The sequence below is a fragment of the Micromonospora sp. URMC 103 genome (assembly GCF_051386435.1).
Lineage (GTDB): Bacteria > Actinomycetota > Actinomycetes > Mycobacteriales > Micromonosporaceae > Micromonospora.
In genome coordinates this window covers 756,010-771,039 of the sequence record NZ_JBPQTR010000005.1, presented here as the reverse complement: position 1 = coordinate 771,039, position 15,030 = coordinate 756,010, and the positions used below count along the sequence as shown (strand labels likewise).

Annotated in this window: 11 protein-coding genes and 1 pseudogene; 2 read left to right on the top strand and 10 right to left on the bottom strand. The window is 76.4% G+C overall.

Annotated features, from left to right (window positions below; translation table 11 throughout):
• Window positions 1-128: 128 nt before the first annotated feature.
• Window positions 129-1,001: a hypothetical protein gene (locus ACSNOA_RS16540; RefSeq protein WP_436659335.1), complete on the bottom strand. Its 873-nt coding sequence runs from the start codon at window positions 999-1,001 to the stop codon at window positions 129-131.
• Window positions 1,002-1,099: 98 nt separating this feature from the next.
• Here ACSNOA_RS16540 and ACSNOA_RS16535 point away from each other — a divergent pair, with 98 nt between their 5' ends.
• Both ACSNOA_RS16535 and ACSNOA_RS16530 read left to right on the top strand, forming a co-directional pair.
• Window positions 1,100-3,784, top strand: a complete 2,685-nt coding sequence (locus tag ACSNOA_RS16535) for a wax ester/triacylglycerol synthase domain-containing protein (protein ID WP_436659333.1) — start codon at window positions 1,100-1,102, stop codon at window positions 3,782-3,784.
• On the top strand, window positions 3,775-4,524 hold the full coding sequence (locus tag ACSNOA_RS16530) for an SDR family NAD(P)-dependent oxidoreductase (RefSeq protein ID WP_436659331.1): 750 nt from the start codon (window positions 3,775-3,777) through the stop codon (window positions 4,522-4,524). The genes ACSNOA_RS16535 and ACSNOA_RS16530 overlap by 10 nt, the downstream gene beginning before the upstream one ends.
• 6 nt (window positions 4,525-4,530) lie before the next feature.
• On the opposite strand, the gene hpnH is transcribed toward ACSNOA_RS16530, so the two are convergent.
• The 9 genes and pseudogenes from hpnH to ACSNOA_RS16485 form a co-directional block, all read right to left on the bottom strand.
• Window positions 4,531-5,532, bottom strand: a complete 1,002-nt coding sequence (gene hpnH, locus ACSNOA_RS16525) for an adenosyl-hopene transferase HpnH (RefSeq protein ID WP_436662323.1) — start codon at window positions 5,530-5,532, stop codon at window positions 4,531-4,533.
• A gap of 2 nt (window positions 5,533-5,534) precedes the next feature.
• On the bottom strand, window positions 5,535-6,506 hold the full coding sequence (gene ispH, locus ACSNOA_RS16520) for a 4-hydroxy-3-methylbut-2-enyl diphosphate reductase (protein WP_436662321.1): 972 nt from the start codon (window positions 6,504-6,506) through the stop codon (window positions 5,535-5,537).
• Window positions 6,507-6,605: 99 nt separating this feature from the next.
• Window positions 6,606-7,046 (bottom strand): annotated as a pseudogene (locus ACSNOA_RS16515) (phosphorylase family protein); the annotation flags it as partial.
• Between the two features lie 47 nt (window positions 7,047-7,093).
• Window positions 7,094-9,043 (bottom strand): squalene--hopene cyclase, encoded by a 1,950-nt coding sequence (shc, locus tag ACSNOA_RS16510; protein WP_436659330.1) that lies wholly within the window; start codon window positions 9,041-9,043, stop codon window positions 7,094-7,096.
• Window positions 9,043-10,050 carry a polyprenyl synthetase family protein gene (locus ACSNOA_RS16505; RefSeq protein ID WP_436659328.1) on the bottom strand — a complete coding sequence of 336 codons (1,008 nt, stop codon included), beginning with the start codon at window positions 10,048-10,050 and terminating at the stop codon, window positions 9,043-9,045. Before ACSNOA_RS16505 ends, shc begins: the two co-directional genes overlap by 1 nt.
• Entirely contained in the window at window positions 10,047-11,423 is a 1,377-nt protein-coding gene (gene hpnE / locus ACSNOA_RS16500) for a hydroxysqualene dehydroxylase HpnE (protein ID WP_436659326.1), read from the bottom strand. Before hpnE ends, ACSNOA_RS16505 begins: the two co-directional genes overlap by 4 nt.
• On the bottom strand, window positions 11,420-12,289 hold the full coding sequence (gene hpnD / locus ACSNOA_RS16495) for a presqualene diphosphate synthase HpnD (protein ID WP_436659324.1): 870 nt from the start codon (window positions 12,287-12,289) through the stop codon (window positions 11,420-11,422). Before hpnD ends, hpnE begins: the two co-directional genes overlap by 4 nt.
• A complete protein-coding gene (gene hpnC, locus ACSNOA_RS16490; RefSeq protein ID WP_436659322.1) occupies window positions 12,286-13,143 on the bottom strand; it encodes a squalene synthase HpnC in 858 nt (285 codons plus the stop codon). Before hpnC ends, hpnD begins: the two co-directional genes overlap by 4 nt.
• A 43-nt stretch (window positions 13,144-13,186) precedes the next feature.
• Complete coding sequence (locus ACSNOA_RS16485; RefSeq protein ID WP_436659320.1) at window positions 13,187-15,007, bottom strand: 1-deoxy-D-xylulose-5-phosphate synthase; 1,821 nt, start codon at window positions 15,005-15,007, stop codon at window positions 13,187-13,189.
• Window positions 15,008-15,030: the final 23 nt, after the last annotated feature.

The window sequence follows — 15,030 nt, the reverse complement described above, 5'->3', positions numbered from 1 at the left end:
GCCCACCGGCCGGACGCAGTGCGGTCAATCACCGCAAGAATACGCAAATGGTGATTAAGCTGATGATTGTTCCGAGGAGGTGCCGTCGCGCACCTCCGAGCCGCGAGCCGCCTGGGAGCACTGACATGTCACCCATCGCCCCCACGTTGCTGCCCCTCGCAGTCGTCCGGCCCCGGGCTCGGATGCTGCGGATGCGCGTGCCGGGCGAGGGCTACGGCGCCGCTCACGGCCAGCGCGAACCCCAGGATCGCCACGGGCAGGAAGCCGGGGCGCACGCGGTCGCCGAGCAGCAGCCAGCCGGCCGCCGCGGGCGCCAGGGTCTGCCCCACGATGGACGAGGCGGAGGCGACGGTCACCGAGCCCCGCTGGAGCGCGGCCGCGTAGAGCAGCACGCCGGTCAGGCCGGCGAGCACCACCGCGTACGTGGCCGGGCTGCTGACCAGGGCGCCCACGGTGTCCGCGCGGCCGAGCAGTCGGGCGCCCAGCGCCGCCGAGCCGAACGACAGGCCGGCCAGCAGACCGGGCACGGCGGGGCCGCACATCCTCGGACTGCCGAAGTAGGCCCCGACGGCCACCACGACGACCGCCACGAGCAGCCACCAGCCGGCGCTCGTGGGCACCCGCTCGGGGGGCGTCGCCATCGCGGAGAGCACCAGCAGCACCAGACCGGTGATCACCCCGCCGATGGCGGCCCAGTCCCGCGCGCTCAGCCGCACGTGCAGGACGCACATGGCGATGAGCGCCACCATGCCGAGGTTCGCGGCGCCGACCGCCTGCACCGCGAAGATCGGCAGGGTCCGCAGCGCGGTGAACGTCAGCAGGGAGGACGCCGCGTCCAGCACCAGGCCCACGACGTACGGGCCGTTGCGGACCAGCCGCAACAGCAGCCGCGGGTCCACGTGCGGTGTGGCGGCCAACCGGCGTGCCCCGATCGACTGCACGATCGCAGCGGTGGCGCTGCACAGCGCGGCGATGATCGCCAGCACGAAGCCCACAGCCATGTCACGATCCCGAAGTCGACGGCGCCGGACGCGGCCGGCGAAGGCACCTGCGCATACCCGTCTGCGGCCAGGTATCGCACGAACCGGGCGGGTGACCTGTGACGGCTCCCCACGACGCGGCCGGGCCGACGCCGGCCGAACCGGTCGCCCGACGCGTGCTGGTCGTCTCCGCCGACATCGGCGGCGGGCACGACGCCACGGGCCGGGCGCTGGAGGAGCGCGTCCACGCCCTCTGGCCGGGCAGCCGGGTGGGCTGGGTGGACACCCTCGAGGTCATGGGGCCGGGCGTCGGGCCCGGTTTCCGTCGCACGTACGTCACCAACGTCGCCCTGACCCCGTGGTTGTACGAGTTCTTCTGGGCCGCGCTCTGGCGCCACCGGTGGTTCGCCGGCACCGCCAAGTGGTTCACCGGCTCCTGGGCCGGGCGGCGGCTCGCCCCGGTGGTCGAGGCGTTCGACCCCGACGTGATCGTCTCGACCTACCCGCTCGGCAGCGCCGGTCTCGCCTGGCTGCGCCGGCACCGCGGCCTCGGCGTTCCCGTCGGCGCCTGGGTGTCCGACTTCGCGCCCCACCCGTTCTGGGTGTACCCGGAACTGGACCTCAACGTGGTGGTCCACCCGGCCGCGCTGCCGGTGGCCGCGGTCGCGGCGCCCGGCGCGCCACTGGGGGTCTGCGCGCCGCCGGTCGTCGACACCTTCCGCCCCGGCGACCGGGCCGACGCCACGCGCCGCTGCGACCTCGACCCGGCGCGGGCGGCGGTGGTGGTGGCCTGCGGGTCGTACGGCTTCGGGGCCGTGGAGGAGGCGATCCGCGCGCTGGTCGACATCGGCGAGGGGATCCAGGTGGTGGCCGTGTGCGGGCGCAACGAACCCCTCGCCGCGCGGCTCGCGAGCCTCGACGTCCCGCCCGGACGGCTGCTCGTGCGGGGCTGGGTCGACGACATGCCGACCCTGCTGCAGGCCGCCCGGCTGCTGGTGACCAACGCGGGCGGGGCCACCGCGCTCGAGGCGCTCGCCACCGGCACGCCGATCGTCATGTACCGGCCGATCGCCGCGCACGGCGCGGCCAACGCCGCCCTCATGGCCGCCGCCGGGCTCGCCGAGACGGCGCACAGCCCGGAGACGCTCGTGGCCGGCGTCCGCACCCGGCTCGACCGGCCGGCCCACACCGTCGAGGTCCCGTCCGACGCGCGGCTGCCCGACCTCGGGCTTCCGGCGGTGGCGGAGTCCCGCCCTACGGCGGCCGGCGCGCGGGGCCCGGGCCGCCGGCGGGCGCGGCCGGCGAGCTGGCCGCTGCGCGCGCAGGACGCGTTCTTCCTGCACGTCGAGACGCCCACCGAGGCGCAGCAGGTCGGCACCGTCATGGAGCTGGGTCCGCGCCCCGACGGGCGGCCGGTGACCGGAGCCGACGTGATCGCCCTGCTGGCCCGGCGGCTGCCGGCCATCACCACGCTGCGCCGCCGCCTGGTGGATCGGGGCCGCTGGCGCCGCCCCGGCTGGGTGGTCGACCCGTCGGTGGACCCCGCGGCCCACGTCGACGAGGTCCGGGCCTCCGCCGGTGACGACGGCGGCGCGCTGGTGGACCGGTTCTGGTCCGAGCCGCTGCGCACCGACCGGCCGCCCTGGCGGATGCTGCTCGTGGGCGGGCTGCCGGACGGGCGTACCCGGCTCGCCGTCAAGCTGCACCACAGCCTCGGCGACGGGCTCTCGGTGATCGCCGTGCTGCAACGGCTGCTCGACCGGGCCGACGAGGCTCCGGCCCGGACCGGCCCCCCGGGCCGGGGCCGACCGGCCGCCGTCGCGCCGCCGGCCGGCGACCGGACCGGCGTCGGACACGCCCGCGAGGCGGCCCGCCAGGTCGGAAGGACCGTCCGCGGCCTGGCCCGGCTGGCCGCCCAGGGCCCCGCTCCCCGTACGCCGCTCAACCGGCGACTCGACTCGCCGCGGCGGCGCCTGCTCACGGCCACCCTGCCGGCCGCCGACGTGCTCCGGGCGGCGCGCGCCTGCCGGGCGCACCCGAGCGAGCTCATGCTCGCCCTCACCGCGGCGGCCCTCGGCGCGGCGCACCCGGCCCCCGCGCCCCCGCGGCTGCGGGCCATGTTCCCCGTCTCCCGGGACGCCCGGCGGCGTGCGCCCACCCACGGCAACTGGACCGGCGCCGTCACCCTCGACCTCCCGCTCGCGCCGGCCCCCGCGCGGGACCGGATCGCCGGTGTACGCCAGGCGCTGCGCGCCGCCCTGGGCAGCGGGGAGGCCGAGGCGGCCGGGCTCGTGATGCGGGCGATGGGCACCCTTCCCGCGCCGCTGCACGGTGCGCTGGCCCGGCGCGTCTACACCAGCCGCCGGCTCAACGTGGTGGTCTCCTACGTCCCGGCGCACTTCCACCCGCGGCTGCTCGCGGGCGCGCCCGTCCGGGCCGCCACGCCGGTCGTGGCCCTGGCCGAGGGGGTCCACCTCGGCATCTGCGTGCTCCGCTGCAACTCGACCTTCGACGTCGGCGTGATCCTCAACGAGGCCCTCGCCGACGTCGGCGAGGGCGTCGTGGCCGCCCTGCGGGCCGGCCTCGCGGACCTGCTCGCCGAGGCCGGCGCCGGACGCGACGACGGGGCCGCGACCGGCGCCCGCTCCCCGGCCGGCGGCACGGGCGGCTCGGCCGGAAACGGGACGGGCGGACCGGTCCGGCGCGACGTGGGCCCGCCCGCCGAGCCCGGCACGGCGGCGGGCGACCCGTCGGGGCGGCGGATGCCGGGCGCGGCTCCGCCCGGAGTTCCGCGATGCGCCTGACCGGCGCCGTGGTGCTGGTCACCGGTGCGTCGTCGGGCATCGGAGCGGCGGTCGTCCGGCGGCTCGCCCGGGCCGGGAGCCAGGTCGTGGCGAGCGGCCGGGACGAGTCCCGGCTGGCCCGGCTCGCGGCCGAGACCGGCGCCGCCACGCTGCCGACCGACCTCAGCCGCCCCCACGCGGGGCGGGAGCTGGCGGAGCGGACGCTGGCCCGCTACACGCGCGTCGACGTGCTCGTGAACAACGCGGGCGTCGGGTGGGCCGGCCCGTTCGGCGGGATGGCCGACGCGCTCGCCGACGACCTGCTCGCCGTAAACCTGCGCGCCCCGATCGAACTGACCCGCGCGCTGCTGCCGGGCATGTGCCACCGGGGCGGCCACCTGGTCTTCGTGACCTCGATCGCCGGCCGGTTGGGCGTCAACGGCGAGGCCGTCTACGCGGCCAGCAAGGCGGGTCTGGACGCGTTCGCGCAGAGCCTGCGGCTGGAGCTGGCCGGCCGGCGGGTGGCGGTGAGCACCGTGGTGCCCGGCGTGGTGGACACGCCGTTCTTCGCCCGCCGGGGGCAGCCGTACCGGCGGCGACGCCCCCGCCCGCTGCCCCCGGACCGGGTCGCCGACGCGATCGCCGACGCCGTGGCCGGGGACCTGGCCGAGGTGTACGTGCCCCGCTGGCTGCGCCTGCCGGTGGCCGTACGCGGCGTGCTGCCGGCCGTGTACCGCCGCCTCGCGTCCCGGTTCGGCTGAGCCGGCTCAGGTGGTGGCCCGCATGGCGCGCAGCGACTCGCGCAGCGAGGACATGGTGGCCATCACCGCCGTCGGCTCGTACCCGCAGTGCGCCATGCAGTTCGCGCAGCGCGGGTCCCGGCCCCGCCCGTAGCTGTCCCAGTCGGTCGACTCCAGCAGGTCGCGGTAGCTCGACGCGTAGCCGTCGCCCATGAGGTAGCAGGGGCGCTGCCAGCCGAGAAGGGAGTACGACGGGATGGCCCACGCCGTGCACGGGAAGTCGACCTTGCCCTCGAGGAAGTCGAGGAACAGCGGCGAGTGGTTCAGCCGCCAGCGGGCGCGGCGGCCGCCGGAGAAGGCCTTGCGGAACAGCTCCCGCGTCTCCGTGACGCCCAGGAAGTGCTCCTGGTCCGGCGCCTTCTCGTACGCGTACGCCGGGGAGAGCATCATCTCGTCGACCTTCAGGTCGTCGTTGAGGTAGTCGAGCACCTCGATGACGGTCTGCGGCGTGTCGGTGTTGAAGAACGTTGTGTTGGTGGTGACGCGAAACCCCCGCCGCTTCGCGTCACGTACGGCCTCCACGGCGGCGTCGAACACGCCGTCCTTGCACACGGCCGCGTCGTGCCGCTCCCGCAGGCCGTCGATGTGGACGGTGAACGCGAAGTACGGCGACGGGCGGAACTTCTCGATCTTCTTAGGCAGCAGGACGGCGTTGGTGCAGAGGAAGACGAACTTCTTGCGCCGCACCAGTTCGGCGACCATCTTGTCGATCTCGGGGTGCATGAGCGGCTCCCCACCGGCGATGGAGACCATGGGCGCGCCGCACTCCTCCACGGCGGCGACCGCCTGCTCCACCGGCATCCGGCGCTTGAGCAGGCTCGCCGGCTGTTGGATCTTGCCGCACCCCGCGCACTTCAGGTTGCAGGCGAACAGCGGCTCCAGCTCCAGCAGCAGCGGGAACCGCTTCTGCCGGCGAATCTTCTGTCCGGCCAGGTATCTCGCGATACGCAGGCTTTGACGCAAGGGCATACTCACGGCTGGCGTACCTCCTTCGGCAGGGTGAAAACCACGTCCTCCACGGCAGCGGTGTGCTCGCTCACCTCCTCCGCCCCGAGCGCGGTGAGCGCGGCGACCACCTCGTCGACGAGCCCCGGCGGCGCCGAGGCGCCCGCGGTGACGCCCACCGTCCCGGCGGCGGCGAGCCACCGCAGGTCGATGCCGCTCACGTCGTCGATCAGGTGTGCCGGCGCGCCGGCGCGCTCGGCGACCTCGACGAGTCGCCGGGAGTTCGAGGAGTTCGTCGAGCCGATCACGAGGACGAGGTCGGCCCGGGCGGCGACGGCCGTGATGGCCCGTTGCCGGTTGGTCGTGGCGTAGCAGATGTCGTCGGAGCCGGGGCCGGCGAGTGCCGGGAAGCGGCGGCGCAGCGTGTCGAGGATCCCCGCCGCCTCGTCCACCGCGAGCGTGGTCTGCACCAGGTAGGACACCCGTTGCGGGTCGTCGACCTGCACCGACTCGGCCGCGGCCGGGTCGGGCACCAGCCGGATCCGGTCGGGCGCCTCCCCCAGGGTGCCGTCGGTCTCCTCGTGGCCGGCGTGCCCGATGAGCAGCACCGTGTCGCCCCGGCCGGCGAACCGGCGGGCCTCGGCGTGCACCTTCGTGACGAGCGGGCACGTGGCGTCGATGACCGGCAGCCGCCGGTCGGCGGCCTCCTGCCGCACGGCGGGCGCCACGCCGTGCGCGGAGAACACCGTGAGCGCCCCGTCGGGCACCTCGTCCAGCTCCTCCACGAAGATCGCGCCCCGGGCGCGCAGGTCGGCCACCACCCGGGCGTTGTGCACGATCTGCTTGCGGACGTAGACGGGCGGGCCGTGCCGGTCGAGCGCCTGCTCCACGGCGGCTATCGCCCGCTCCACCCCGGCGCAGAACGACCGGGGCGAGGCCAGCAGCAGCCGGCGCACGCTGCCGGCCGCCGCGGCCCACTCGGTGAGCGCGGCCGCCACCACCGGAAGGACCCGCAGCGCGGCGCGTACCCGTCCCAGGGTCGCCGGGGAGTAGAGCGACCCGCCCGCGGTGTCGGCGACCACCCGGACGCACACGGCCGGCCGGTCGGCGCAGCCGGCCAGCAGCCAGGCGGACTCCAGGTCGGCCACCAACGCGCCGGACACGGCCAACCGCTCCCGGTCGGCGCCGTCGACGAGCCGGTGGGTGCTGACCACCGGTCCCACGTGCACCCGCAGCCCGCGGCGGCGCAGCGCGGCGGCGAGCAGGTCGGCTCCCGGCAACCGCACCTCGCCCGCCGGCGCGTCGGGCGCCAGCGGGTCGGCCCGCACCACGTCGGCCACCACCACGTCGCCGGTGGCCAGACCGGGTGCGAGCGCCCCGCCGATGCCGGCCACCGCGACCGGGGCCTGCCCGGCCGGACGGCGGGCCGCCACCGAACGGGCCCGGCGCGGACCGATGCCGGTTCGGCAGAGGGTGAGCCGCCCGTGCGGGTCGGGGCCGCCCAGCCCGCGCCGCAACGCCGACACCTCGGGCCGCATGGGCGCGTACAGCGTCCACGCGGGAGCCTCGGTGGGACCGGGCCGGGTCACCGCGTCACCGTGGTCTCGGAGCCGCCGGTCCGGGTGTCCAGGATCCGGCCGAGCGCGCTGATGGGGAAGACCAGCCGGTACAGCCCGTAGTTGATGTAGAAGTCGCCGGGAAAGCCGGTGCCGGTGTACTGCGGCTCGTCCCAGCCGCCGTCGGGGCGCTGGCGGTCGACCAGCCAGCGCACCGCCCGCAGGGCGGCCTCGCCGGTGCCGTGACCGGCCGCGTGCAGCGCGAGCAGCGCCCAGGCGGTCTGCGACGCGGTGGAATCTCCTCGCCCGATCCAGGACCGGTCCCGGTAGGAGCGCAGGTCCTCGCCCCAGCCGCCGTCGGCGTTCTGGTGCGCCCGCAGCCAGTTCACGGCCCGGCCGATGGCCGGGTGGGTGCGCGGCACGCCGGCCGCCACCAACGCGGGCACCACGGCACCGGTGCCGTACACGTGGTTGGCGCCCCACCGGCCGAACCAGGACCCGTCGGGCTCCTGGTGGCGCAGCAGCCAGTGCACCCCGCGACGCACCGGCATGGTGCCCGCGAAGTTCTCGGCCGCGAGCGCCTCCACGACGTGCGCCGTCACGTCCGCGCTGGGCGGGTCGATGACCTCGCCGAAGTCGCAGAACGGCAGGTCGCCGAGGATGGCCCGGGTGTTGTCGGCGTCGAACGCGGCCCAGCCGCCGTCGCGGCACTGCATGCCGAGCAGCCAACGGGTGGCGCGCAGGATGGGAGCCTCCGCCGGCACGCCGGTCCGCCGCAGGGCCATGATGACCTCGGCGGTGTCGTCGGTGTCGGCGTACCCGTCGTTGTCGAACTCGAAGGCCCAGCCGCCCACCGGCGTCCGGGGGCGGCGTACGGCCCAGTCGCCGCGGACCCGGATCTCCTCGTCCCGCAGCCACCGGCCGGCCCGGTCGAGAGCGGGATGCTCGGCCGGCAGCCCGGCGTCGGAGAGCGCCGTCACGGCGAGCGCGGTGTCCCAGACCGGCGACTGGCACGCCTCCAGCCAACGCACCGGTCCCTCCGGGGTCTCCGTGCGCACGGTGAAGCGGTCCAGGCCGGCCAGCCCGGCGCGCAGCACCGGGTGGTCCAGCGGGTAGCCGAGCAGGTGCAGCGCCATCAGCGAGTACACCCAGGGCGGCTGGATGCCGCCCCACGAGCCGTCGGCCTCCTGCCGGGCCACGATCCACTCGGCGGCGCGGCGCAGGGCGTGCCGCCGCACCGGGCCCCGGGCGACCCGCTCGTACCCGCCGGCGAGGCGGTCCAGCCGGTACAGCAGCCCGGGCCGGGTGGTCAGCCGGGGCGGGCGCGGTGGCGTCGTGGCCGTGCGCAGCTCGTCGACGCCGAAGCCCAGCGAACGCACGGGGCGCAGCGCGCGGACGATCGAGAGCGGGACGATGGTCTGCCGCGCCCAGCAGGCGAAGTCGTAGACGTTGAACGGCACCCACGACGGCAGGAGCACCAGCTCCGGCGGGACGGCGGGCAGCCGGGACCACGGCCAGTGACCGAACAGGGCCAGCCAGAAGCGGGTGAACACGCGGCTCGCCGCGAGGCCGCCGTGCGCCCGGACGTACGCGGCGGCGGCCGCCATGTGCGGCGCCTCCACCGTGTCGCCGGCCAGCCGGAGGGCCACGTACGCCTCGATGGTGGTGGACAGGTCGCCCGGCCCGCCGTGGAAGGTCGCCCAGGAGCCGTCCGGGAGCTGCTGGGAGCGGATCCAGCGGGCCGACTCCGCGGTCTGCTCGGCGGTCCGGATGCCGAGGAACTGCCGCAGCATCAGGTCCTCGGCGTCCATCGTGACGTTGGTGGCGAGGTCGCCCTTCCACCAGCCGGCCTCGTCCTGCAACCCGAGCAGGTGCTCGCGGGCGCGGCGCAGCGCCTCGCGGGCGTCGTCGAGCGGGTCGGCGCCGGTGGGCCGGTCCGCCCCGGCGGTGGCGGTCTTCGGGGTGAGCAGCTCGGTCATCAGTGGTCCCGTCCCGTGATGAAGTCGGCCACGTCGGCGAGTTCGCCGCGTACGTCCTCCGGCAGGTCCAGCGCGTCGAGCTCGGCGCGGGCCTGCTCGGTCTCCCGCCACGCCCGCTGCTGCGTCCACTCGCGGGCGCCGGTCGCCTCGACCAGTTCGCTGGCCCGGGCCACGTCCTCGTCGGTGAGCGGCGCGGGCGCGCGGTACAGCTCGGCGAGCGCCACGCCCGCGGGATCGCCGCCGGTGAGGGCCCGTACGACGGGGATGCTGCGCTTGCGGGCGCGCAGGTCCGACCCGACCGGCTTGCCGGTGCGCCGGGGATCGCCCCAGATGCCGAGCACGTCGTCGACGAGCTGGAAGGCCAGCCCCAGGTGGAACCCGAAGCGGGACAGCCCGTCGACGAGCGTGGCCGGCCCCCCGCAGAGCAGCGCGCCGAGCGCGCACGACCCGGCCAGCAGGGCGGCCGTCTTGTTGCCGGCCATCGCGAGGCACTCGTCGAGCGTCACGTCGTCGCGCCGCTCGAAGTCCAGGTCCGCCATCTGGCCGGCGATCAGGGCCCGCACGTCCCGGGCGAGCCGGCGCGCGGCCGGCTCGCCGCCGGGCACCTCGACCAGCGCCTCGTACGCCAGCCCGATGAGCGCGTCACCGGCGAGGATCGCGGGGCCGACGCCGAACACGGTCCACGCGGTCGGCCGGTGGCGGCGTTCGGTGTCGCCGTCCATCACGTCGTCGTGCAGCAGCGAGAAGTTGTGCGCCAGCTCGACGGCCGCCGCCGCCGGCGCGCCCGCCTCCGGGGCGGCGCCCGCGGCCCGCGCCGACAGCAGTGCCAGCGCCGGACGCAGCCCCTTGCCCTGGGAGGCGGCCGGTGACCCGTCGGCGTCCCAGTAGCCGAGCTGGTAGCCGGCCACCAGCCGGTTGCCGGCGTCCAGGCGGTCCAGCAGGGCCCGGATGGCCGGCTCGACGTACGTCTGGATCTGGTCCGTGCTGCGGCTGCGTACAACGGTCATCGTGCGGCCTCCGTGTGGTGTCGGGGCCGGGACACGAGACGGCGGGCGAGGATGTCGGCGGCCTCGTGGCCGCTGCGCACCGCGCCCTCCATCGTGTCCGGCCATCCGGTGTCGGTCCAAGCGCCGGCGAGCACCAGCCCGGGCAGCCGGGTGGCGGACGCCGGCCGGTACGCGCGGGTGCCGGGCCCCTGCCGGAAGGTGGCCCGCGGCTCCCGGGTGACGAACGCGTCGCGTACCGGGGTGCGCCGCGCGGCGGGGAACAGCTCGCCGAGCGCGCGGCGCTGGGTCGCCACCAGGTCGGCGGCCGGGCGGTCGATCTCGGCGTCGGCGGCGGAGAGGGAGACCACGAGGTGCTGCTCGTCCCCGGCGTCCGGCCCGGACCGGTCGAAGATCCACTGTGCCGGGGACTCGACGGCGGCGGCCATGGTGAGCGGGGCGACCCGGCGCGCGTACCGCAGGTGCACGTTGACGATGGGCGACGCGCCGAGGCGGGCCCACCCGGCCGCCCCGGGCGCGGCCGCCGGCGGCACGAGCGCGGCCGCGGCCTGGTGCGGCACGGCAAGCACCACGCCGTCCGCGGCCAGTTCCGCGCCGTCCACGCCGATCCGGAAGCCGGTCGGTTCCGGGTGGATCCACCGCACCCGGGAGCGCAGGCGCACCCGGGCGCCGAGCCGGTCGAGGACCCGCCGGGCGGCGACCCCGTGCAGCTCGGTCAGCGGCACCAGGGGTCGGCCGATGTCGCCGCCGTCCGCGGTCTCCAGCAACCCGGTGCGGAACACGCGGGCGGCCAACGCCAGGGACGCCTGCGCGCTCGACACGTTGAGGGCGGCCACGGTGACGAGGTCCCAGAGCCGGCGCACGGCGCGCGGGCTCTGGCCGTGCGCGGCGAGCCACTCCCCGAAACCGAGCCGGTCGGTGCCGGGGGCGTCCGGGTCGACGTGGCGCAGCGCGGCGCACGCCCGCGCGGCGGCGAGCCGCTCGGCCGGGCCGAGCAGCCGGTAGCCGGCCAGCGCGGGCAGCAGGTGCGCCGGGGCGGGCAGCCCGCGGCGGGTCAACACGTGCGGAGCACGTCCCGGCAGCAGCACCGGCACCGCGAAGCGCGGTTGCAGTTCCGTCCCGGCCGTGGTGCCGAGCCGCTCCAGCAGCCCCCGGTACGCGTGGTAGCAGCGCAGGAAGACGTGCTGGCCGGTGTCCACGGTGCGGCCGTCGCGGCGGAACGAGTAGGTGGCCCCGCCGAGTTCGGGGCGGCTCTCCAGCAACGTCACCGGCAGGCCGAGGTCGGCGAGCCGGATGGCGGCCGCGATCCCCGCGAGCCCGCCCCCGACGACGCACACCCCGCCGCCGCCGGGCGACGTCCGGGCCGGGCCGGTCATGCGGAACGCCCGACGAGCGCGCGTGCCGCGACCCAGGCCTTCTCGCGCCCGGGCAGGGAGACCCGGCTGCGGGTGACAGCGAGGGGGTCGGCCGCGATGCGGGCGAGCAGCCGCCGGTAGATGCCCGCCATGGCGGCGGTGCAGGCCGCGCTGCGCCGGTCCAGCAGCGGCAGCAACCGCAGTCCGGTGTCGTACCAGCGGGCCGCCCGGGCGGCCTCGAAGCGGACCAGCGCGGCCAGCCGCTCCGGCGCGTCGGTGAACCCGGCGCCGCCCGGCTCCAACGCGCACCCGAACCGATCGAGGTCCTCCGCCGGCAGGTAGATCCGCCCGTCGGCCCGGTCCTCCACGAGGTCCCGCAGGATGTTGGTCAGTTGCAGCGCCACGCCCAACGCGTCGGCCAGCGGGGCGGCCGGCCCCGGCGCGGTCGTGCCGAACACGCCGAGGGAGAGCCGGCCGATGGACCCGGCCACGCAGCGGCAGTACCAGACGAGGTCGTCGAAGGTGTCGTACCGGCGGCCCGTGACGTCGGCGGCGCACCCGTCGATCAGCTCGTCGAAGGCCGCGAGGGGAATGGGCATGCGGGCCGCCGCGTGCCCGAGGGCGCTGAGCACCTCGTCGCCGCCGTCGTCGGCGGGCAGGCGGTGCAGCGCGGCCCGGGTCTCGGCGAGCCGGTAGAGCTTCTCGTCCGGCGGCAGGTCGCCGTCGCCGATGTCGTCGATGCGCCGGGCGGTCGCGTAGATGGCCGACAGCGCGCGACGCTTGGCCGGCGGCAGCAGCCGGATGCCGTACGCGAAGTTGGCGGCCTGGCTGCGGGTGATGTCCTCGCAGCGGCGGTAGGCGGCCTGGACGCCCGCGGTCGTGGTCATCCGGCGCTCCGGACGGTCGCGCCCAGGAACCGGCGCAGCACCCGCTCGCGGCGGGGCCGTACGGCGACGCGCAGCGGGTCGTGGCCGGCCTCCGCGAGCGCGTCGAGGGTGGCCCGGCCGCCGGCCAGGTATCCGCCGACCGCGAGCCGCGCCCAGCCATGCAGCGCCGACACGAGCGGGGCGCCGGCGTCGAGCCAGGCCCGGGCGCGTTCGGCCTCGAAGGCGACCAGTTCGCGCAGCGGCCGGGTCGCCGAGGGCCGGGACAGGTCCTTTTCCGTGACCCCGAACCGGTCCATGTCCTCGGCCGGCAGGTAGATCCGGCCGCGCCGGTGGTCCTCGGCCACGTCCTGAAGGTGTTCGACGAGCTGCAACGCGGTGCAGATCCGGTCGGACAGCTGCCGTCGCGCGGGCCCGACCTGCCCGAACACGTGCAGCACCAGCTCGCCGACGGGGTTCGCGGACAGGGCGCAGTAGTCGACGAGCTGCGCGAAGGTCTCGTACCGGGTGATCCGCTGGTCGACCCGGTTGGCCTCGACGAGGCGGATCAGCGCGTCGACGGGCAGCCCGCACTCGGCCACCGTGGGCGCGAGGGCGCGCACGACGGGGTGGCGCACCGGCCGGCCGGTGCGCAGGACGTGCAGCTCCGCCTCGATCCGGTCCAGTTCGGCGACCCGGTCGACGGCCGGGGCCTGCGGCTCGTCGCCGAGGTCGTCGACGTGGCGGGCGTACGCGTAGACGGCCAGGAGGTGGCGGCGGTACCGCTCGGGCAGCGCCCGCAGCGCGACCGGGAAGTTCTCCTCCGCCCGGGCCTGGGCGAGCCGGTGCACCGCGGGCACGACGGTCTGCTGGCTCATCCCTGGTCTCCTTCCTCTCGGGCGCGTGTTCGACGGCGGTGGCTCATCCGGGCAGCGGGGTCAGCCGCGTCTGGATCCGGTTGCGCACCCACAGGTCGAACTGGGCCGGGAGGGTGGACACCTGGTGCAGGACGGCGGCGCAGATGCCCGGCGGGTCCAGCCCGTGCTCGGCGAGCAGGCCGGCACGCTCGCCGTGCGGGATGAACGCCGTCGGCAGTCCGAGGGCCCGGACCGGCGCTCCGGCGGACGCGTCGGCGAGCGCCTGCGCCACGGCGGTGCCGATCCCGCCGTCGCGGATGCCGTCCTCCACGGTGACGACGAGCGCGTGCTCCCCGGCCAGGGTGGCGAGCGCGGGGTCCACCGGGCGGACCCAGCGCGGGTCCACCACGGTGCACTCCACGCCGGCGTCGGCGAGCAGGTCGGCGGCCCGCAGCGTGGCCGCGGCCATGGCGCCCACGGCGACCAGGAGCACGGGCGCCGCGCTCGCGGTACGCAGGACGTCGACGCCGCCGGTGCGGTACAGCGCGGGGATCTCGTCGCCGACCCGCGCCTTGGGAAAGCGCAGCACGGTCGGCCCGTCCTCGTGGGCGACGGCCTCGCGCAGCTCCTCGCGCAGCGTGGCCTCGTCGCGGGGCGCGGCCACCCGCAGGCCGGGTACGGCGCCGAGCAGCGCGAGGTCCCACATGCCGTGGTGACTGGGGCCGTCCGGGCCGGTGATGCCCGCCCGGTCGAGCACGAGCGTGACCGGTAGGCGGTGCAGCGCCACGTCGAGCAGCACCTGGTCGACGGCCCGGTTGAGGAAGGTGGCGTAGACGGCCACCACGGGGTGTTTGCCGCCGAAGGCGAGCCCGGCCGCCGAGGTGACCGCGTGCTGCTCGGCGATGCCGACGTCGACGGTCCGGTCGGGGTAGCGGGCCCCGAAGCCGGCCAGGCCGGTGGGACCGAGCATCGCGGCGGAGACCGCGACGACGTCGGGGCGGTCCCCGCCGATGGCGAGCAGCTCGTCGGAGAGCGCGTCGGTCCAGGTCCGGGCGGGTGTGCCGGTGGGCTGCCCGGTGAGCGGGTCGACCACGCCCACGGCGTGCAGCCGGTCGGCCTCGTCGGTCTCGCTCGGTTCGTGCCCGTACCCCTTGCGGGTGACGCAGTGGACGACGACCGACCGGTCGGCGGCGCGGGCCTTCTGGAGCGCCGCCTCGACCTCGGCGACGTCGTGGCCGTCGACCGGGCCCAGGTAGGCGAGCCCCAGGGCCTCGAACACCGTGGTGCCGGCGTCGGCCGCGCCGCCGTGCCGGGCGGCAAGGTGCGCGGCCAGGCCGCCGACGGTCGGGGCGTACGACCGGCCGTTGTCGTTGAGCACGATCACCACGCGGCCCGGGGACGTCGCCAGGTTGTTGAGCGCCTCCCAGGCGAGCCCGCCGGTGAGCGCGCCGTCGCCGATCACCGCGACCACCCCGCGGTCGGAACGGTCGAGGGCGTAGGCGCGGGCGAGGCCGTCGGCGTAGGAGAGGGCGGTCGAGGCGTGGGAGTTCTCGACGAGGTCGTGGGGGGACTCGGCCCGCCGGGGGTAGCCGGAGAGGCCGCCGCGCCCGCGCAGCCCCGCGAAGCGGTTCCGGCGGCCGGTGAGCAGCTTGTGCACGTACGCCTGGTGACCGGTGTCGAAGATGATCCGGTCGTCGGGTGAGCGGAACACCCGGTGCAGCGCCAGCGTCAGCTCGACCATGCCGAGGTTGGGCCCGAGGTGGCCGCCCCGCCGGCAGACCGCGTCCACGAGGAAGGCCCGGATCTCGGTGGCGAGCAGCGCGAGCTGGTCGCCGGTGAGCCGGTCGAGGTCTGCGGGCTCGTTGACATCGTCAAGCAGGGACATCATCTCTCCGTCCGGGCACGCGC

What these genes read in the sequence shown, in the direction of transcription:
- ACSNOA_RS16540 (WP_436659335.1), bottom strand. Translation starts at nt 1,001, where the DNA reads ATGGCTGTGGGCTTCGTGCTGGCGATCATCGCCGCGCTGTGCAGCGCC.
- ACSNOA_RS16530 (WP_436659331.1), top strand. Translation starts at nt 3,775, where the DNA reads ATGCGCCTGACCGGCGCCGTGGTGCTGGTCACCGGTGCGTCGTCGGGC.
- hpnH (WP_436662323.1), bottom strand. Translation starts at nt 5,532, where the DNA reads ATGCCCTTGCGTCAAAGCCTGCGTATCGCGAGATACCTGGCCGGACAG.
- shc (WP_436659330.1), bottom strand. Translation starts at nt 9,043, where the DNA reads ATGACCGAGCTGCTCACCCCGAAGACCGCCACCGCCGGGGCGGACCGG.
- ACSNOA_RS16505 (WP_436659328.1), bottom strand. Translation starts at nt 10,050, where the DNA reads ATGACCGTTGTACGCAGCCGCAGCACGGACCAGATCCAGACGTACGTC.
- hpnE (WP_436659326.1), bottom strand. Translation starts at nt 11,423, where the DNA reads ATGACCGGCCCGGCCCGGACGTCGCCCGGCGGCGGCGGGGTGTGCGTC.
- hpnD (WP_436659324.1), bottom strand. Translation starts at nt 12,289, where the DNA reads ATGACCACGACCGCGGGCGTCCAGGCCGCCTACCGCCGCTGCGAGGAC.
- hpnC (WP_436659322.1), bottom strand. Translation starts at nt 13,143, where the DNA reads ATGAGCCAGCAGACCGTCGTGCCCGCGGTGCACCGGCTCGCCCAGGCC.
- ACSNOA_RS16485 (WP_436659320.1), bottom strand. Translation starts at nt 15,007, where the DNA reads ATGTCCCTGCTTGACGATGTCAACGAGCCCGCAGACCTCGACCGGCTC.